At 60.5% G+C, this 17,840-nt stretch carries 15 protein-coding genes; 6 read left to right on the top strand and 9 right to left on the bottom strand.

What is annotated here, in order from left to right; translation table 11 throughout:
- Positions 1–50: 50 nt before the first annotated feature.
- Both ACYVIA_RS06595 and ACYVIA_RS06590 read left to right on the top strand, forming a co-directional pair.
- Entirely contained in the window at positions 51–1,064 is a 1,014-nt protein-coding gene (locus ACYVIA_RS06595; RefSeq protein WP_460839134.1) for an AI-2E family transporter, read from the top strand.
- Positions 1,065–1,161: 97 nt separating this feature from the next.
- Complete coding sequence (locus ACYVIA_RS06590) at positions 1,162–1,446, top strand: hypothetical protein (RefSeq protein WP_460839131.1); 285 nt, start codon at positions 1,162–1,164, stop codon at positions 1,444–1,446.
- A gap of 82 nt (positions 1,447–1,528) precedes the next feature.
- Here the strand turns inward: ACYVIA_RS06590 and ACYVIA_RS06585 are convergent, their stop codons facing one another.
- Positions 1,529–2,602 carry a 3-deoxy-7-phosphoheptulonate synthase gene (locus tag ACYVIA_RS06585; RefSeq protein WP_460839129.1) on the bottom strand — a complete coding sequence of 358 codons (1,074 nt, stop codon included), beginning with the start codon at positions 2,600–2,602 and terminating at the stop codon, positions 1,529–1,531.
- A gap of 163 nt (positions 2,603–2,765) precedes the next feature.
- The gene (locus ACYVIA_RS06580) at positions 2,766–3,416 is read right to left on the bottom strand and encodes a 1-acyl-sn-glycerol-3-phosphate acyltransferase (RefSeq protein WP_460839127.1); all 651 of its coding nucleotides are present in this window, start codon (positions 3,414–3,416) and stop codon (positions 2,766–2,768) included.
- A 233-nt stretch (positions 3,417–3,649) separates the two neighbouring features.
- Between ACYVIA_RS06580 and ACYVIA_RS06575 the strand changes: the two genes are divergently transcribed.
- A complete protein-coding gene (locus ACYVIA_RS06575; protein ID WP_460839126.1) occupies positions 3,650–4,753 on the top strand; it encodes a GGDEF domain-containing protein in 1,104 nt (367 codons plus the stop codon).
- 198 nt (positions 4,754–4,951) lie between these two features.
- Here ACYVIA_RS06575 and ACYVIA_RS06570 read toward each other — a convergent pair whose 3' ends face one another.
- The 6 genes from ACYVIA_RS06570 to ACYVIA_RS06545 all read right to left on the bottom strand — a co-directional run bounded on the left by ACYVIA_RS06570 (position 4,952) and on the right by ACYVIA_RS06545 (position 14,739).
- Positions 4,952–5,899 (bottom strand): DUF6708 domain-containing protein, encoded by a 948-nt coding sequence (locus tag ACYVIA_RS06570; RefSeq protein ID WP_460839124.1) that lies wholly within the window; start codon positions 5,897–5,899, stop codon positions 4,952–4,954.
- On the bottom strand, positions 5,896–8,829 hold the full coding sequence (locus tag ACYVIA_RS06565; protein ID WP_460839122.1) for a T6SS effector BTH_I2691 family protein: 2,934 nt from the start codon (positions 8,827–8,829) through the stop codon (positions 5,896–5,898). Before ACYVIA_RS06565 ends, ACYVIA_RS06570 begins: the two co-directional genes overlap by 4 nt.
- A 55-nt stretch (positions 8,830–8,884) precedes the next feature.
- Positions 8,885–9,898 carry a hypothetical protein gene (locus tag ACYVIA_RS06560; protein ID WP_460839119.1) on the bottom strand — a complete coding sequence of 338 codons (1,014 nt, stop codon included), beginning with the start codon at positions 9,896–9,898 and terminating at the stop codon, positions 8,885–8,887.
- Between the two features lie 8 nt (positions 9,899–9,906).
- Complete coding sequence (locus ACYVIA_RS06555) at positions 9,907–12,684, bottom strand: type VI secretion system Vgr family protein (protein ID WP_460839118.1); 2,778 nt, start codon at positions 12,682–12,684, stop codon at positions 9,907–9,909.
- Positions 12,685–12,757: 73 nt separating this feature from the next.
- The gene (locus tag ACYVIA_RS06550) at positions 12,758–14,044 is read right to left on the bottom strand and encodes a cytochrome c (protein WP_460839116.1); all 1,287 of its coding nucleotides are present in this window, start codon (positions 14,042–14,044) and stop codon (positions 12,758–12,760) included.
- A complete protein-coding gene (locus ACYVIA_RS06545) occupies positions 14,041–14,739 on the bottom strand; it encodes a c-type cytochrome (RefSeq protein WP_460839115.1) in 699 nt (232 codons plus the stop codon). Before ACYVIA_RS06545 ends, ACYVIA_RS06550 begins: the two co-directional genes overlap by 4 nt.
- Before the next feature lie 224 nt (positions 14,740–14,963).
- Between ACYVIA_RS06545 and ACYVIA_RS06540 the strand changes: the two genes are divergently transcribed.
- Positions 14,964–15,584, top strand: coding sequence for a 3'-5' exonuclease (locus tag ACYVIA_RS06540; protein ID WP_460839113.1), 621 nt, complete (start codon positions 14,964–14,966; stop codon positions 15,582–15,584).
- 73 nt (positions 15,585–15,657) lie between these two features.
- Here the strand turns inward: ACYVIA_RS06540 and ACYVIA_RS06535 are convergent, their stop codons facing one another.
- On the bottom strand, positions 15,658–16,557 hold the full coding sequence (locus ACYVIA_RS06535) for a LysR family transcriptional regulator (RefSeq protein WP_460839110.1): 900 nt from the start codon (positions 16,555–16,557) through the stop codon (positions 15,658–15,660).
- 148 nt (positions 16,558–16,705) lie between these two features.
- Between ACYVIA_RS06535 and ACYVIA_RS06530 the strand changes: the two genes are divergently transcribed.
- Both ACYVIA_RS06530 and ACYVIA_RS06525 read left to right on the top strand, forming a co-directional pair.
- Positions 16,706–17,305: a short chain dehydrogenase gene (locus ACYVIA_RS06530; RefSeq protein WP_460839108.1), complete on the top strand. Its 600-nt coding sequence runs from the start codon at positions 16,706–16,708 to the stop codon at positions 17,303–17,305.
- Between the two features lie 141 nt (positions 17,306–17,446).
- Complete coding sequence (locus tag ACYVIA_RS06525) at positions 17,447–17,749, top strand: hypothetical protein (RefSeq protein WP_460839106.1); 303 nt, start codon at positions 17,447–17,449, stop codon at positions 17,747–17,749.
- Positions 17,750–17,840: the final 91 nt, after the last annotated feature.

The raw sequence follows: 17,840 nt of genomic DNA, 5'->3' as shown, positions 1-17,840 counted from the left end.
AGCTTCACGCTTCGCTGCACAAGGACAGCAAGAACACCAAGAACAGAATCATGCCTTCGCAAAACAGGATCACTTTTCCCGCCCTCGTTTCCTACCTGCTGGCCGCCTGCGCACTGGTCATCGCGCTGTACAAGGGTTTGCTGGCGGCATTGTTTTCCGGCCTGCTGGTGTATTCGCTGGTGCATGTGCTGTCCCCTTTTCTCGGCAAGAACATCGGCGACCACCGCGCCAGGATGATCGCCGTGGCGATCCTCGGTTCGCTGATCGTGCTGCTGTTGTCGCTGGGCGTATGGGGCGCGGTCAGTTTCTTCCAGAGCGATGCCGGCAGCATTGAAGTGCTGCTGAAAAAACTGGCCGACATCATCGAGGAGTCGCGCGACCACATGCCGGCATGGCTGAAGGCGTATATTCCTGCGGGCGCAGAAGCGATTCGCGAGGCGCTGATCAACTGGCTGCGCACGCACGCGGTGCAGGCGCAGTCGATCGGCAGCGAGGCCGGTCGCACCATCGCACATCTGCTGGTCGGCATGGTGATCGGCGCAATGGCGGCGCTGTACGACACCACGACCCGGCCGAATTACAAACCATTGGCAGCGGCGATGCACGCACGCGTGGTCACGCTGCACCATGCGTTCCGGCAGATCGTGTTTGCGCAGGTGCGCATTGCCGCTATCAATGCGATCTTCACCGCGATTTACTTGATGGTGATCCTGCCGCTGTCAGGCATCCATTTGCCGCTGACGAAGAGCATGGTGGCAATCACCTTCTTCGCCGGACTGCTGCCAGTGATCGGCAACCTGATCTCCAATACCGTCATCGTCATCGTCAGCCTGTCGCATTCGCTTCTGATTGCGGCTGCGTCATTGCTGTTCCTGGTGGTGATCCACAAGCTTGAGTATTTCCTCAACGCAAAGATCATCGGCACGCACATCAATGCGCGTGCATGGGAATTGCTCGCAGCCATGCTGACGATGGAAGCGCTGTTCGGTTTGCCGGGTGTCGTTGCCGCGCCGGTGTTCTACGCCTATGTGAAGAAGGAATTGGCCGACCAGGGTCTGGTTTGAGGAAACTTTCTCCGGTTGTCGCTATCGCATGAAAGGGAGCTGCGCGACTGCTGTTTAGCGCGACTGCTTTGTCATGCACTTTAACTGGAGAAATACGATGTCCAAATCTAAGAGGACTGCGGAAGAGGACAAGAAGCAGCCGCAGGAATACAACTCGTCACCTGGAGACAATTCGCCCTCGGTGACGCCGAAGGACGTATCGGCGGACGATGCTTCCGCCAAGGATGTGACTACGCGCAAGACCTGTTCGGACGACCCGGAGGAAATGGAGCAGGAGTTGCTGGACGATGCAGTGGAGATGACCTTCCCTGCGAGCGACCCGATCGCCATCCCGTCGCCGGAATCGCTCGCGAAGCGCAAGTCACACCGGAATCCCGCCTGATCGTTCCACCTGCCCGCTGCCCGGCGGGCATTCCCATCGCGCCAGCGCCTCATCCAGCCGGCGCGGCTGGTGTAGCACGACTTTACTTCAGGCGCTCACGCAGCACGCCGCGCAGCATGGCGTCCGCATCGCGAATCATCTTCTCGGTTGTTTCCCAGCCCACGCAACCATCCGTCACCGAGCAGCCGTACTTCAGCTGCGACAGATCGGCCGGAATCGACTGCTTGCCCGCCACGATATTTGATTCGATCATCACGCCCACCAGCGACTTGCTGCCGAGGCGCACCTGGTTCACTACGTCCGCCATCACGAGCGGCTGCAGTTCCGGATTCTTGAAGCTGTTTGCATGCGAGCAGTCGACCACGATGTTGGCCGGCAGCTTGGCCTTGGCCAATGCCTGCTCCGCCATCGCGACTGACACCGTGTCGTAGTTCGGACGCCCATCTCCACCGCGCAGCACCACATGGCCGTAGCGGTTGCCGCTAGTGCGCACGATCGCCACACGGCCCTGGCTGTTGATGCCAAGGAAGGAATGCGGGTGTGCGGCCGACAGGATGGCGTTGATCGCGATGCCGATGTCGCCGTCGGTGCCGTTCTTGAAGCCGACCGGCGTCGACAGGCCGGAGGACATTTCGCGGTGCGTCTGCGATTCGGTGGTGCGCGCACCGATCGCGGTCCAGGCAATCAGGTCGCCGAGGTATTGCGGTGAAATCGGATCCAGCGCCTCGGTTGCCGTCGGCAGGCCCAGCTCGCACACATCCAGCAGGAACTTGCGTGCATTCGCCATGCCGCGCTCGATGTGGAAGGAATCATCCATGTCCGGGTCGTTGATGTAGCCCTTCCAGCCGGTGGTGGTGCGCGGCTTCTCGAAATACACGCGCATCACCAGCAGCAGCGTGTCCTTCACCTCTTCCTGCAATGCCTTCAGCCGGCGCGCATAGTCGAGCCCGGCGACCGGATCATGGATGGAGCAGGGACCGACCACGACGAACATGCGCGGGTCCTTGCGGTCCAGGATGTTGCGCAGTGCTTCGCGCGCCTGCATCACGACGTTACCGGCCGCATCGGTCAGCGGCAATTGCGCGTGCAGTTCCTCCGGTGTCGGCATCGGGTCGAAGGAAGTGACGTTAACGTTTTCGATATTGAAAGTGGTCATGGTTTCTGCTTGGATGGAGGCGTGACGCGGAGGGGCCGGCATGCGGGAAAGCCCGCAAAAAAGCGACAGTGTAACGCGTGGCGGCGGGGATTGTGCCTGATTGGCGCGGCGGGGCCGCCCTGCTCATTGGCCGGAGAGGCAATCGCAGGGCGGGCGGAGTCGGTCAGGCGCGCTTGGAGCCGCGTTCGTTGCCCGCGTCCCGCTGCTCGGTGGAGAAAACGATCGGTGCGGCGGATTCCGGTTTCAGTCCGCGGCAGTTCTGGTATGCCTCGCGGATGCGCGCGACATCCGTTGCTGCATCGCCGGTCAGGGTCGCGTAGTCGACAAGCCGCACTTCCTTCTTGCCGTAGTCGATGGTGGCCATGCAGAGCGGCACCTTGGCGGTCAGCGCAATGTGATAGAAGCCGCTGCGCCAGCTGTCGCGGTACTTGCGCGTTCCTTCCGGAGCCAGTACCAGCCAGAAGAAATTCTCGGAATTGATGCGCTGTGCGAGACGGGTAATCGCGCCGGTGGACGCGCCGCGTGCGATCGGCTCACCGCCCCATGCACGGAAGAACGGCCCCAGCGTGGCGCCGCAGATACCGCTGAACAGCGACTCCTTGCCCAGCCAGCGGAATCTGACGCCCATGGCCCACTTGGCCAGGAGACCGATGGGGAAATCCCAGTTTGACGTGTGCGGATACACGATCACCACACCGCGCGGTCCCGGCAGTGGCGCGAAGTTCACGCGCCAGCCGAACAACGCAAGCGTACGCAGCGCAAATCGCTGGAGACCGGTTGGAAGGGTGCTGGTGCTGAGGTAATGGTCGGACATGGCGGGCTCGTGCAGAAACGGCCTCATTATGCCTCGTAAAACGCCAAAATATTGATTTGTGGAAAAACTGACCAGCCTCGCTCCAGTTTCCTTGTTGCAACATATGTAAAATCCGGTAAAAATCCGACAACGATGGCGAACCTGGAGTTATAAGCCATGGCCCCAATTCGTACGGGCCTGCCCTTCATCAGCAGGTGCTGTCATCGTCGTTATCCGAAAGAGGCCGCTGCCAGATGTCCAGCTTTCAGGAGATTACCCAGAGCTTTGCCAGCACCGACGGAAAGATCCGCCGGCAGGTGGCCTATTGGATGGCGACGGTCGGCTTGTACTCGATCTGCGTCGGGCTGCTGTGGTTCGAATCCTGGGCCGGCAATGTGGCGAAGGAACCGGCAATCTGGCTGACGGTATTCATTTGCACCGGGGTGCTGGTCTTTTACTTCCTCATTCGCGCCAGCAAGCAGCTGCGCCTGCTACCCGCACAACTGGCGACGTACCAAGGCAATTTCGCCATCGTCTGCATCGTTGCCGCCTACGCCATCAGCGGACCGATTCGCGGCGCAACGCTGGTCATCCTGCTTGTCGTGCTCGTCTTCTGCGCCTTCACGCTGAAACCGAAAATGTCGCGGCGGATGAGTCTGTTCGCGATCATTCTGCTGGGCCTGGCGATGATCTGGATGGTGAGTCGCGATCCGGTGCAGTTCAAGCCGAGGCTGGAGGTAGCGCACTTCCTGCTTGCCGCCACCATGATGCTGGTCGTTGCCTACCTGACCGGCGAACTCAACATGCTGCGCCTGCGGGTGCAGGAACAGAAGGAAGAACTGGCCGTCGCCCTCATGCGCATCCAGGTCATGGCAACCCGCGACGAGCTCACCTCGCTGGCCAATCGCCGCTACATGAGCGACATCCTGCAGCAGGAGGAGCGGCGCCATAACACCCAGGGCAATCCGGTCTGCATCGCCTTGATCGACATCGACCTGTTCAAGCAGATCAACGACACCTACGGCCACGCAGCCGGCGACCAGGTGCTCCGCAAGTTTGCGCAGCGCGCACAGATCGCATTGCGCACCAGCGATGTGCTGGCACGCTGGGGCGGCGAAGAATTCCTTCTGCTCCTTCCCGACACCGACTTGAATGACGCCGAACAGGTCCTGCAACGCCTGCAGGAACAGATCGCCAGCCTTGATTTTCCCGATATCGGCAACGGCATGCGCGTTACCTTCTCATGCGGCCTGGTTGTGCTGGGAGACCAGGAACCGATCAACGAGGCCGTCAGCCGGGCCGACCGTGCGATGTATCAGGCGAAGTCGGCGGGGAGGAATCGGGTTGTGGTGGGGTAGGGTGGTTGACAACCCTTCCCTTTGCCTCGAACCCAGTCGGTGGCAGACTCAGTGGGAGCCCGAGGATTCTACGCAATATGCTGGCACTACATAATGCAGCGCTTCCAATGCTTCTTATTAAGTCGAGCTTCTTTGTAGCTTCCGTGCCTTACCCGCCGTGCCTGCCTTGATGGCCTTTCGGACAGGGCAATAGAACTATCAAGGTTCATTCTGCACAGGACCGACTGCTTGCCGAACTTCGTCTGGCCAGCGGATCGGTGTGGCGGTCTTGTGGCTGAGCCAGTTGCCCGTGCCCCACAATATAAACATTGGAACAGTCAACGGGAACAAGGCGAGCAATAGCAGGGCAAACGGCAGCTCCTGTTTGAGCCAACCCCAGAAGGTATCGCCTTTGGATGCCGGGAACACCGCGCGCATGCTTTGCCACCAAGTGTGCGGAACATCCGCGTCGGCCAACACGTCACCCGGCGGAAGGTGCGGGCCGTTTTCTTCCATGAAGCGGCGGATATGCTCCCACACCGGTGCGACGTTCGTTTCACCCAGGACTAGGCTATTGCCGATCGTGAAGTAGTCCATGTAATTTGGATTGTTCGGCGCCTGCCGGACTAAAAAGACCAGCGCATGGTAGCGCGACACGGTAGAGCCGGTAGTGATGACTTTTGCTTCGTGCTGGGCATCGATCAGGTCCCAGTCGTAACAGGCATAGCGTAAGGGCCAGCGCCGGAACAGTCCGCGCAAGCCCGGATGCACATCGCGCAGTACGCGATAGACCTTGCGGTTCTTTCGATCGAAAATCGTAGGCTCGTCAATAGGACGAAAGAGATCCAGGCGGATTCCTTTCAAAACAAAATAGAACCCTAACCCAACAAAAATAAACGGCAGGGGTAGCATTATGGCGTCGAGGAAATCGCCCGAGAATCTTGGAACATCGACGATCATTCGCCAAGTCCCAAAGCCAAAAGCGATGAGTGCTCCGATCATTGAGATGACTAAAACAAGCCCGCGCAATCCTTGGGGGCCAACCGTATACTCGATTGCATTGGGATAGACTGATCTGACCCACCCGAACGTTTTCGCAAAGGTATGGGCGCGCTGATTCTTGCCGAATCGCGCAATTGGGCGATTGAGCTTATCGTTAATTGTCATTCGGCACCTTCCGTGGACTCTTTGACGGCTTTTCGAAGAGCTTCATATTCCGCTTTCCAATCTCCCCTCGGGAATTTGTCGCTGCCCGTACCGAAGTAGCTCCGACTGGCCCATTTTTGCATGGGGGTGGGCATGAGAATCACGGCGCCCACCTGGAAAACAATGCCGGCGCCAAGTAGTACGATGCCCCACCCCGTAAGTGTAAGGCCTAGCATGGGCGCTGCCATGCGTGCAGCTACTCCGGCAGCGGTTCGTTGAACGACCAAGCTGCCGATTTGCCGGGCAACGATCCACTCTGCAGTGGTTCCCGAAAGACCTGCTATAGCAGTAAGAGCGGTGCCAGAAAAAGCCCAGCCTGAGAGACGAAGAAGTTTTGCTGCTTCCCTGTTTCCTTGTGAATCCATGTCATCGGCTTTTACAAACGCGTGCGCAGCATTAACTACCCCGCCGACGACTCCCGTAATAAACGCTGCTCCCCGCAAGGCCATTAGTTTGGTGCTTTGCTTTGCCGCCTCGGTCCCCACAGTCGCGTTCAGTCTCGACGTATAGACCACCACCCACATTTCCATCAGGCCGCCAATCATACCTGCAGCGCTGTCACTCACGCCGTACCAGGCATCGCGTACTTCCTTGAGATCTTTGCTGCTGAGATTGCTGTAGTTGCTTAGCAAGCCGAGGCACTGAATGATCACGCTCCCAATAGCCAGGCGTCCATCCAGGCCTTTGACCACGGATCGAACGTCATCCATGCTGTCTTTAAGCGCTTTGGCTGCCGATGATGTCAGCTTGGCCTGTTGGTGATAGAGCCGGGTGAATTCCTCCGCATTTAACACGATGGTTCCACTCAGCGCATGCACAGAGTGTGTAGCGTGATTACGCGCTGCCGCCCCCATTTGTACCGGCGTGTTCCGGTCCTGGATCAAGGCAGGGAGTTGCCCCCTTGCCTGTTCGATCGTGCGGTTGTCTGTGAGCAGACTCAGTTCTATTGTGCCCTGATTTTTTTTGAGCCGCTTGAGACGCGAGCGCGTCACTCCCAGGTCTTGCCCGGCGCGGTCTCTCAGCAATTGCATCGCTTCGTCAATGGGTAGCCGTACTTTAACCAGTACCGGCACCTTGAAGCTGCCGCCCTGCAGCGTGGCTTGCAGTGCCAGATCGATCGCCTGGCGGACCATCGCCAGCCCTTGAAGGCGGTTGAGTAGCCAGTTCCATCCTTGCACAGATTGCGGCGAACGCGCCATCGCCGAGCTTAGCGCTGCAACTGCACTACCCCACAAACCTACCGAATAGCCGCCGACCACATCACCGAGCCAACTGTACTTGGCCTTCATGGTGCCTTGTGCTGTTCCTTCAGCACCGGACACCAAGCCTTTCATGAAATCATAGAGTTTGTCGCGCTTGTTGCTGTCGATCTCGGACGCGATCTGATCGATCGCCCACTGCTGGTTTGCTACCAGCGCGCGCAATACCACAGCCTTTTCGTCAGCAATGGATTCCTTGAACATCGCCAAGTATTGATCGAGTACTTCACCCTGCGTCTGCGGGGCGGGCGTGTAGGCCCGATGGACTTCCGCTGCATATACAGTGCCTGGGCTGTGATGCTTCGTTCGGGTATTCGGATCTGCAGAGTCGAAGTGATCTTTGAAGTAGGCAAGCGTGCGCTCATCAGCCAATGCTCCCATCCAATCAGCTTCATACTTGGTTAAGGGATCATAGTGCTGGCTCTTCATGCGTGCTTCAAAGCTCCCGACCCACTCTTTCCGTTTGGCTTCGTCGTACTTTCCAGTGAACTGACTCCATGTCTTTTCGGTCTGCGTCCGCGCCCAGGCCGCCGCACGTGCTTCATGGTCCGGGTAGATGACACGGCCGATGTTCTCTTGCTCGAAGGTGGTTTTATAGGGGCTTTTCAATGCGGCGATGAGCCAGTTGTCGCTCGATGCTGATTTAATGAGCGCCTGTCGTTGCTCGGCGGAGAGAGGTTGCCATTCGGTTCCAGCTGGTAAGTCCTTTGATTGATCGAACGCTGTTTTCGTACGTAGCGGGCTGACTTGCTCGAAGCTGGCGGCGAGGTTTTCATCGAGAAGGGTCTGCTTTAACCCCATCAGCGCATTGGAACTGTTGAGCGGATGTGCATGCTCGGGCTTTTCGATTTCCTGCTTGGCCAGCTCTTGCCGACGCAGACGCAATTCGTTCAATTCCGTGGCAATGCCTACCGGATCGCCCAGCACGACCGCCAGTTCCTTGCCCTTGGTCTTGGGATGGCAGGCGGCAGCGCGGACCATGTTCTCAGCTAGCTTGTCCACCTGCTGAGCCATGCTATTGAATGCAAAGTCGTGGTCGGTGGCGGCATTGATGCTGAGCTTGGAAAGTGCACATTCGAGCACTTTGCTTTTTAGATTGGCAGCAGTGGGTTGAAACGTGTTCGGCGAACCGCCTGCGAGCCGGATTTTCTGCATGACCTTGGGATTGGCCCTGTTCTTTCCGCGTAAGGTGTCGCTCCAAAGGTTCGCACTATAGGCAATCCAGATCTCGCTGATTTTGTGTGCCTGCGGGATGTCGAGCAGCTTCATGCCAACCGGATTGTGGTTGCTGGTCGAACAAGTAACATTGACTTGTTGCTTGAACCATTCGGTGCTCTCCGGGACCAGATCAGCTTGGTCAGTTACGCGATATACGAGCCAGTGCCTCATGCCCGGTGGCGGATTCGGGATGTAGACATGTACGTAACCGGCACGCAGCAGGCGCAGCGCAAATCGCGATTCTGTGGGAACACGCTTTGGCAGCAATCCCACGGTTACTGCATCGTCGCTTGTCACTGAGGCAGCGCCCGGCGGCATTAATGCACCGCTCTTGGCAATCGGGCTTGGGCGCAGCAGCAGCAATGACAGCGAACTCTTGTTGCAGGTGTCGCAGTTCTTCTTAGCGTTTGTCATTCATTTCTCGGAAAATCAACGTGTCGATTGAGGCAAGACACCGTTACAGGTCGCATTAGGCGATTTGGCCCCTCTGGCCGAGTGCAGCGGCGCTGGAGATTTCGCTATGTAGATAACGTACAGGTTCAGGCGGGTCGTCTACCGTGCCGCTTTGCGCCAGCAACGCATGCACTGTTTCGTTCGAGTCCAGCAGTGGATTCAGAAGTGTTAAGGTGGCCCAGGTGACTTCGTCGAGCGGGTGGGTAAACCGATGTGGCCATTGAACAGCCGCCTTCTTTGCAGCCTCGACAGCCTTTCGAGCCGGCGCATATAACTGCTGTGCAGAATCATGGTAGTGACCGGACTCCCCTGCTTTCGCGGCTTCGCCGAGCCATTGTGCGATGACACGATGCAAGGCTTCACCTTGCTCCATGTGTCTCCATTCATCCCGATTGAGCTGGAGCGTTGTGGCTTGCTCGTGTGCACTTTGTACTGTAGCGAGCTGACCTTGCATATCGAGATAGACCCAACGTTGCAGTCTGCCGAACTGGCCAGCGACACGATCATCTCCGACGACGTGTCGCAGCAGCGCCAGCACACGTCGATCAACCAATCGCAGGTAGGTTGCGGACGTTCTGGCTTCGGTGTTTACCAAACATAGCGCGGATAAGGTCGCAGCCAACTGAGGCAATTGCATACTGCTTTGCAGCCAGCCGCCAATACGATGCGCCGCTCCTCCTTCACCATTCAGGCCATCGACCAGCATGGCCGCACGTTCAGCGTGGGCCATAACCAGGGTTTCTTCCAGCCAGGGATCAGAGATGCCCTGCAGTTCAACCAGATATGGGTGTTTACTTGGAGGGAGCGGAACGTTCTTGTGCAGCTCGATGCGAGTGACCGATCGTTGCCATAGCGCTTCGAGTTGAAATTGCAGATCCATTCCGGCGGCATCCATGCCGTCAATCGGCAAAGGTTCGCCGAGCATGGGATCGACAAGCACAAATATCGGCGTAATAGGGTCAAGTTCCGCGCGCAATGGCTCTATACAGGCCAGGGAACGCGGATGTTTTTCAGATGTTCGTTGCTGCATCACGTTCCTCAGATTGCACTCGCGCCGCCTGCGCCGGCTGACTGCTGCAGGCTGGGGCACTCTGCAAGCTGCCCTTTCGGCAGTTTCGCCAGCGCATGCGAGATACTGGCCGGACCACTCAAATCCTTCATCGCCGCCTTGAACTCCACCTTGCCCGGCGCATGGATCTCGATACTTCCGCCGCTGATTTTCACGTACGCACCACCGGCCGTGAGCAAGACATGTTCCTTCGCGGCGACGTCGACCTTGGCCTGCGTGCTGCTGATGTTCACATCCTTGTCAGCCGCCGCCTTGAGCTCCGCGCTCTGCGCCTGAATATCGACCTTCCCCTGTGCCGCATGCAGCTTGATTCCCTTGTCCCCATGCTCCTTGCGCTTGGCTTTTGCATCGCCGTAGGTGAACAGGCTGATGCCGTCCTTGACGACGGCAACGAGGTTGTTGCCGACCGTGGCGCTGATGTCGATGCCGGCGGTGGCGGTGATCGTATTCGCTGCGATGTGGGTGTCCTCCGGTGTCAGCAGGGCAGTGCCGGCGGGGGCGCTGATGACGAGGTCGGGGCGGCCGAAGGCAGGGGCTGATCCGGCACCGCCACCTTCCGGTGTGCCTGTGCCTTCGGTGTGTTGGTCAAGTGATTCGAGCAATTGGTCGAGGGTTTTCTCGGGGCGTTCGTGCTGCTCCTTGTCGAGGGTCTTGCCGATGAAGGCGTTGTGTTTTTGTGCCGTGCTGGCGAGATTTGTTTGTAGTTCGCGCGCTTGCTTCAACTGACCCTGCGCTTCCTTGACGTCCATATGTGTGCTGCTGGCGTTGGGGCGCGCGTCGGCGCTGATGAGCAGGCCCTTTCCTGCGCGGATGGCGCCGAATGCTTCAGTGGTCAGTTCTGCACCGTGGCCGTGGCTTTGTTTGCGTTCGTTGTCGCGCTGGCGTTTGATGTGGCCGAGGTTCAGCTGGGTCTTGTGTTGCGTGGTCTGCAGGCGCGTACCGACCTGGCCGGTGCTGTCGTCGAAGATGAGGGCGTTGTAGCCGCCCTGGCCGTCACGGCTATGGCCGATTTCCTGGGTCTTGAAGCCGGAGAGGATGGCGTTGTGCGCGTGGTCGCCGCTGGTGCCCGCGAACCATGCAGGCGCGTTTCCTGTGGCCGGGCCGGCTCCTTGTGCGGCTTCGTTGCCTTGCGCGTCTTGCATGCCCTTGCCGTTGTACAGGCTGCCGGTGACGATGGGGCGATCGATGTCGCCTTCGAGGTAATCGAGGATGACTTCCTGGCCGATGCGCGGAAGGAAGCTGCTGCCGAAGTTGGGGCCGGCTGCGGCTTCTGCAACGCGCACCCAGATGTAGGCGCCGTCGTTGCCGGGTGCGTTGTCGCCGCCCTGCGGGTGTGCGAGCCGGCTCTGGCTTTGCGCACCGCGCTGCCAGTGCATCTGCACCTTGATGCGGTGGTCCCGTTCCGTGGAGATGTCCTGTCCCGGCGTGCCGACTACGATGGCGGTGTGGATGCCGGTGACGGTCGGCTTCGGATGCAGCAGCGCGCCGTGGCTGTCTTCGGTAAGCGGGCGCCATGGGATGTCGGCACGCAGGGCACCGAAATGGTTGTTGTACAACGGCTCGTCAGCGTCGTCTTGCGCTGCACGGATGGTGTTGGCAAACACCTTGTGCAGCAGTGTGCGGGCCTGCGCGCTGAGGTTGTTGCGTCCGCGGTGGTGCACGCTGGTGACGGCGAAGGTGGCTGCTGCATCGCCATCCCGGCTCCTGTCGGCATCATGCACGGCGTGGCCGGTGAGGACGAAGGTGGTGCCGGGCATGAGCGTGCGGACGGTGCTGGCGCCCGTGTAGGTCTTGTTGCGCGCCTCGAGCGCTTCCAGTCGGCGGCGCGCATTGCGTTCGGCATCTTCCTGTGTGGCGAAGCGGTGTGCACCGGGATGGTCGATGGACTGCAGCAGCGGCACGTCGCCGTTATTGTGCGCGGATTGGACCGCCGTATTGATGAACGAAACCTGGGATGGATTCCAGCTGCCGAGCGTGACGGCATTGGTGGCGAGCCGTCGTTGCGCGTGCCAGGCGGTAATGCTGTCGCTTTTTTCGACGGCGCTGGCGCGGTGGTAGCGGATGCTGGACTGTTGGTTCGGTGTGAAGGCGCCGTTGTGGTCGGCGATCACGAGGGTGTGGCAGCCGAAGCCGTCACTGGTGGTGTCTACTTGGTGTTCAAACCAGTAGAACAAGCCTTCCTCGGCAAAGAGGCGCTCGATGAAGGCGAGGTCGCTTTCCTCGAATTGCGTACACACGTCGCGCGGCTTGTAGATACTTTCGTCGGCCAGCGCGAGGCGCCACGCTGGAGCGAGCTTGCCGTTGCCCTGGTAGTCGCTGAAGATTTCGGCAGCGATGTCGAGGACGCTCTTGCCCTGCCACACGTAGCAATCGCGCCGGTGGCGCAGGAAGGCGAGCCAGGGTTCGATCGTCAGGCGACAGCGGGAAAAACCGCCGTCGGAGCCGAGCTGTTCGACAACACTGATGTGGCCATGGATGGGGCGAAGATCGGTGCGGCTGTGTTGCGTCAGCATCTGCAGCAGCGCCGGCTGGCCGAGGAGCGGCTGCAGGTTCAGCCGGGCGTCGGTGCACAGCACGGTGACATGGAAGCGATAGGTTTCGCTCAGGCTTTCGCGGCCGTCGATATGTTCGACCAGCAGGCGGTCGCTGCCGAGCGAGGTGACAAGGCGCAGCAGGCGCGTGTCCTGCGTGAATTGCGCCAGGCAGGCGCGCAGTTCGCTTGCCGCGCCGGACAGGATGTCGATCATGAGGGGAAATGACGTTGTCTTTTAAATAACGTTATTTCACCACGGAATTGCATTAATAACAATAAAGGTGATGCTAGTCCACGTGCACCGTACGGTGCCGATTTACCTGATCGGCACTGACCATGGGCGCACGGTTGCCCCACGCATTACGAATGTAGGAGAGCACCGCGGCAGCTTCCTGGTCATTAAGTGTCGGACCGAAAGGCGGCATGCCGTACGGCCGAGGATTGCCTCGCGTGCTGGGCGGATAGCCGCCGTGCAGCAGTGCCCGGATGGCATTTGCCGGCGTTTCGAGCACGACGGCGCGGTTGCCGGCAAGTGCGGGGTAGTGAGGCGGCACGCCTTCGCCGGCGGCCTTGTGGCAGTCGGTGCAGTGTTCCTCGTACAGCGCGGCGCCGAGCTTGAGGGTTTTATCGTCTTCCGGCTGCAGTGCAGCCTGGCCGGATCTTGCCGCACTACCAGGCAGCGACTTCAGGTAAACCGCCATCGCGCGGAGGTCTTCCCCGGAAAGATGTTGCAGGCTCTTGCGTACCACTTCTGCCATCGGCCCGGACGCCGCGCCGCGCGGCGATATGCCGGTGCCGAGCAGCGCGGAGAGGTCCTGCACCGTCCACTGGCCGAGCCCGGTCTGCGCCTCTCCGGTCAGCGCGGCGGCATGCCAGCCCAGCATCGGCATCATCGCTCCGCTGAATTCCGCCTTCTCCTGTGTTGCACCAAGGACGTTGCGGGGTGTGTGGCAGGCATTGCAGTGGCCCAGACCCTGCACGAGGTAGGCGCCGCGGTTCCATTCCGCGTCGCGTGCAGGTGCCGCCTGATAGGTGCCGGGGCGGAAGTACAACGCGCGCCAGCCGGCAAGCAACAGGCGCTGGTTGAACGGAAAGCGCAATTCCGGTTCGCGGTTGGGCCGCCGCACCGGCGTCAGCGTGCGGAAGTAGGCATACATTGCGTCCGCGTCCGCGCGCGTGACCTTGGTGTAATTGGGGTACGGGAAAGCCGGATACAACAGCGTGCCATCCTTCGATTTGCCATTGTGGAGCGCGCGCCAGAAATCGTCGGCTGTCCAGCTGCCGATACCGGTTTCATTGTCGGGCGTGATGTTGGGGGCATGGATCGCGCCGAATGGCGTCCGGATCGCCCGGCCACCCGCATAGGGAGAGCCACCGCGCTCGGTGTGGCAGCCCACGCAGTTGCCCGCGCGCGCGAGATAGGCACCGCGGGCCACCTGCTCCGGCGTTGCGGGCGTGGGGTTGGCGGCCGCCTCCGTTTCATCTTCCCGCGTGCCGATATACAGCAGTACTGCCAGCAGCACTGCCGCGACTGCAACGAGCGCGACCAGTAGGAGAAGGGCAATGCGCCTCATCGTGCCTGTCCTTCCACCGGAAAGCTGCCGCAGTCAAGTGGCAATCTGCCGCTCGCGCGTTCCGCCGGCGTACCCGTCGACACCGGCTGGGTTGCAAGCCACGCGGACACGGCACTGATGTCTTCAACGCTCATCCTTTGTGCAAGCTGTGCCATGCAGTCCGGTGCAGCAGCACGCCGCGCACCTTCGCGCCAAGCGCCGAATTGCGCGTTGATGTAGTCGCGCGGCAAACCAAGCAGACCGGGGATCGACGGCGCCACACCGGTCAGCGCGTCGCCATGACAAGCATTGCAGGCGGGGAGCTTTCTCGTCGCATCGCCTTTGGTGGCAAGCGTCCTGCCTCGTTCCAGCGTTGCGGCCGGAACATCGATCGCAGGGGGTGGCGGATACGGCAACTGTTGTGCTGCAAAGAAACGTGCAATCTCCAGCAGGTAGGGATCCGACAGGTGCTGCACCGTATAGGTCATCAATGGATATTGGCGGCGGCGTCCGTCACGGAAGTTGATCAGCTGGTTATACAGATAGCCGGCCGGCTTGCCAGCGATGCGCGGATAGTAACCGTCGCTCGCCGCACGTCCTTCCTTGCCGTGGCACGCCATGCAGGGCGCGACGCGACGCGCAATGTCGCCATCGTTTTGCGATGCCTGGGCTGCGACTGACCCGGCGATGCAGCCGGCCATGAGAAGAGCGGCCAACGAGCAAAAGCGTGCTTTGGAGAAGCGTGGCTGCGATAGTGGTGATGGCTGAAAAATAAACCGGAAGGAATTGCGCATCGGAAGATTGTAATCCTTGTATCACCATGGCCGCAGGCAGCTCAGCCCTGCTTGCTTGTCAGACATCGCCAGCGGCTGTGCATTGCCGTAGAATCGGCCGCACTTCCATCCACACGACCGCCGGCCCGCGGCAAAGTATCTCCACCATGTACCAGCAACCGATCGTCATGCTCGACTTCGAAACCACCGGCCTGAGCCCGGCTGCCGGTGCGCGCATTACCGAAGTCGCCGCGCTGCGCATCGAGGGCGGGCGCATCGTCGATCGCTTCGTGTCGCTGGTGAACTGCGGCGTGGAAGTGCCGGCCTTCATCACCAGCCTGACCGGCATCACGCAGCGGATGGTCGACAGCGCACCGTGCGTCTCCGACGTGGTGCCGGAACTGTTGCGCTTCATCGGCAAGGACATACTGTCGGCGCACAATGCCAGCTTCGATGAAAAATTCCTGATCGCCGAGGCGCGCGAACTCGGCCTGATGCCGCAGCATGAGGCGCTCGTGTGCTCGCTCAAGCTGTCGCGCCGCCTGTTTCCCGGCCTGCCCAGCTACAAGCTCGGTTCGCTGTCGTCGGCGCTCGGCATCCGCTTCAACGGCAATGCGCACCGCGCCGAGGCCGATGCAGAGGTCAGTGCGCAGGTCCTGATCCATATCGGCGAGCACCTGCGCCGCAACTACGGCATTGCCGATATCGACACGCGCCTTCTGTCGCGCGTGGCGGCATTGAGTGCGGCCAAGGTGCCGCAGTTCCTTGAACGGGAGCTGCGGCATTAGCCGGCATCGAATGCCTCAGGCGGTATAGCGGCCATGCGAGTGCGCATACGGACGCCGCGCCGCGAGTAGTGATTCAGTCGGTGCAGGCTGCCGGGCCGAAACGCTCCAGCATGAAATCAATGAAGGTGGTCAGCTTCGGCGTCGGCTGCCGGTCGCGCGGATACACCAGATGCATCGGCCGCGGCTGCGGCACATAGTCCTGCAAGACTGGTACCAGCCTGCCCGCCGCCACGTCTTCGGCCAGCAGCAGCTCCGCCTGCATCACGATGCCATAGCCGCGCAGCGCAGCCATGCGCAATGCCTGTCCGTTATTGGAACGAAAACGGCTGGCGGGCAGCTCGGCTGCTTCTCCGTGCGATGCATCGAGCTTCCAGCGCACGCGCTTGTTCCAATGCATGAAGTCCAGGCACTGGTGCTTTGCCAGATCGCGAGGCGTGGCAGGCACACCGGCGCGCGCCAGGTATTCCGGCGATGCGCAGATCAGCATGCGATAGGAGGACAACGGCCGTGCGACGAGGCCGGAGTCGTCCAGCGCGCCAAGACGGATTGCCGCGTCGTAGCCTTCTTCGACGAGATCGATCACGCGGTCGTTCAGGTTCAGGTCCAGACTCACCTCCGGATGCAGGGCCAGATAGTCGGCCATCGCCGGCGCCAGGCGCTGTGTGCCGAAGGTGACCGGCGCACTGACCTTCAGCGTGCCGCGCGGGACGGCGCGCATTGCCTCCGCTCCGGATTCAGCGGCCCGGATATCGGCGAGGATCTGCCGGCAGCGTTCGTAGTAGTCGCGCCCGATCTCCGTCAGGCTTTGACGCCGTGTCGTACGCGCAAGCAGCCGCGCGCCGAGCCGCTCTTCCAGTTCGCGGATGTGTTTGCCGACCATGACGGGCGAAATGTTGAATGCCTCCGACGCGGCAGTGAAATTGCCGGCTTCCACCACTGCTACGAAGACTTCCATGCTGCGCAGCCTGTCCATACATTGCTAACCTATGGTTTGAAATGTTGTTCATGCTAGCGCATTTATTCTCAGTGTGAAGAAATCGATAATTGCCGCACTGGCGTGCAGCGACTGCGAAAGGCAGCGGGCGCCGGCCTCGTTTTCATCCACAACACAGGAGAATCCAATGAAAGTCATCGTGATCGGCGCCAGCGGCGCCATCGGGCGCGCCGTTTCGCAACAGCTGGCTGCGCGCCATGAGGTCATCCGTGCAGGAAAGACCAGCGGCCAGCATCAGCTGGATATGACCGACATCCAGAGCGTGCACAGCATGTTCGAGCGGATTGGCAGGGCGGATGCGGTCGTGGTCGCCGCTGGCGAAGTGCATTTCGGCCCGTTGGCGGACTTCACGCCGGAGCAGTTCGGCGTCGGCCTGCGGCACAAGCTGATGGGGCAGGTGAATGTCGCGCTGGCCGCGCAGCAGCACCTGAACGACGGCGGCTCGATCACGCTGACCAGCGGCATCGTCGCACACGATCCGATCCGTTTTGGCGTCAATGCCACCACCGTCAATGCCGCCATCGAAGGGTTCGTGCGCGCCGCCGCCATCGAACTGCCCCGCGGCCTGCGTATCAACGTCGTCAGTCCTTCCGTGCTGCAGGAGTCCATGGACGCCTATGGCCCCTACTTTCAAGGCTTCGAGCCGGTGCCGGCACAGCGCGTTGCCACCGCCTATGTGAAGAGCGTGGACGGCTTGCAGACCGGGCAGGTGTACCGGGTCTGGTGACGCGCAGCTTTCACACGATGCGGTCACACGCCGCTGTCACATATTCATGGGATGTTGCGGTCGCTGGCGGCGTGATAACGTCATGCAGCCTCGTATCGGCAGAACCTGCCCTGCATAAAGAGAGCAAAGAGAACGACAACCATGAAAACCCTGCTGCTCATCCTGATCGTCGCCATCTGCGCCATCGCGTGGCGCAGCCCGGACATCCTGCACGCGGTGGGCATCGCATCCGTGAAACAGGATCCCGCTGCAATCACGCTGGAAAACTTCACTGCGCAGCAGGCGCCGGCCGCGCAGATGCCGATGACCGCGGCTGAGTTCGCCGCGCTCAGCAAGACCGATCCGCACGCTTATCAAAAGTATCTCAACAGCTTTCAGGTGCAAGAGGAACGTAGCGAGCTGGACAAGCTGTTCAACTTCCTCGCGCGCGGCAAGTACGAGTAGTTTCCCCAAGAGAGTGCTGGACATTTTTTCGGCGTGCATCACTCTCAATCTGTTGCGGTTTGCATTCGCCATTAGCGAGCCGCAAACTGAC

It is taken from the genome of Noviherbaspirillum agri (genome assembly GCF_054780595.1).
The sequence above is the reverse complement of the archived record's forward strand: the minus strand, read 5'-3'. Positions and strand labels throughout refer to the sequence as shown.

What these genes read in the sequence shown, in the direction of transcription:
- ACYVIA_RS06525 (WP_460839106.1), top strand. Translation starts at nt 17,447, where the DNA reads ATGAAAACCCTGCTGCTCATCCTGATCGTCGCCATCTGCGCCATCGCG.
- ACYVIA_RS06585 (WP_460839129.1), bottom strand. Translation starts at nt 2,602, where the DNA reads ATGACCACTTTCAATATCGAAAACGTTAACGTCACTTCCTTCGACCCG.
- ACYVIA_RS06560 (WP_460839119.1), bottom strand. Translation starts at nt 9,898, where the DNA reads ATGCAGCAACGAACATCTGAAAAACATCCGCGTTCCCTGGCCTGTATA.
- ACYVIA_RS06580 (WP_460839127.1), bottom strand. Translation starts at nt 3,416, where the DNA reads ATGTCCGACCATTACCTCAGCACCAGCACCCTTCCAACCGGTCTCCAG.
- ACYVIA_RS06550 (WP_460839116.1), bottom strand. Translation starts at nt 14,044, where the DNA reads ATGAGGCGCATTGCCCTTCTCCTACTGGTCGCGCTCGTTGCAGTCGCG.
- ACYVIA_RS06590 (WP_460839131.1), top strand. Translation starts at nt 1,162, where the DNA reads ATGTCCAAATCTAAGAGGACTGCGGAAGAGGACAAGAAGCAGCCGCAG.
- ACYVIA_RS06535 (WP_460839110.1), bottom strand. Translation starts at nt 16,557, where the DNA reads ATGGACAGGCTGCGCAGCATGGAAGTCTTCGTAGCAGTGGTGGAAGCC.
- ACYVIA_RS06570 (WP_460839124.1), bottom strand. Translation starts at nt 5,899, where the DNA reads ATGACAATTAACGATAAGCTCAATCGCCCAATTGCGCGATTCGGCAAG.
- ACYVIA_RS06565 (WP_460839122.1), bottom strand. Translation starts at nt 8,829, where the DNA reads ATGACAAACGCTAAGAAGAACTGCGACACCTGCAACAAGAGTTCGCTG.
- ACYVIA_RS06540 (WP_460839113.1), top strand. Translation starts at nt 14,964, where the DNA reads ATGTACCAGCAACCGATCGTCATGCTCGACTTCGAAACCACCGGCCTG.
- ACYVIA_RS06595 (WP_460839134.1), top strand. Translation starts at nt 51, where the DNA reads ATGCCTTCGCAAAACAGGATCACTTTTCCCGCCCTCGTTTCCTACCTG.
- ACYVIA_RS06530 (WP_460839108.1), top strand. Translation starts at nt 16,706, where the DNA reads ATGAAAGTCATCGTGATCGGCGCCAGCGGCGCCATCGGGCGCGCCGTT.
- ACYVIA_RS06575 (WP_460839126.1), top strand. Translation starts at nt 3,650, where the DNA reads ATGTCCAGCTTTCAGGAGATTACCCAGAGCTTTGCCAGCACCGACGGA.
- ACYVIA_RS06555 (WP_460839118.1), bottom strand. Translation starts at nt 12,684, where the DNA reads ATGATCGACATCCTGTCCGGCGCGGCAAGCGAACTGCGCGCCTGCCTG.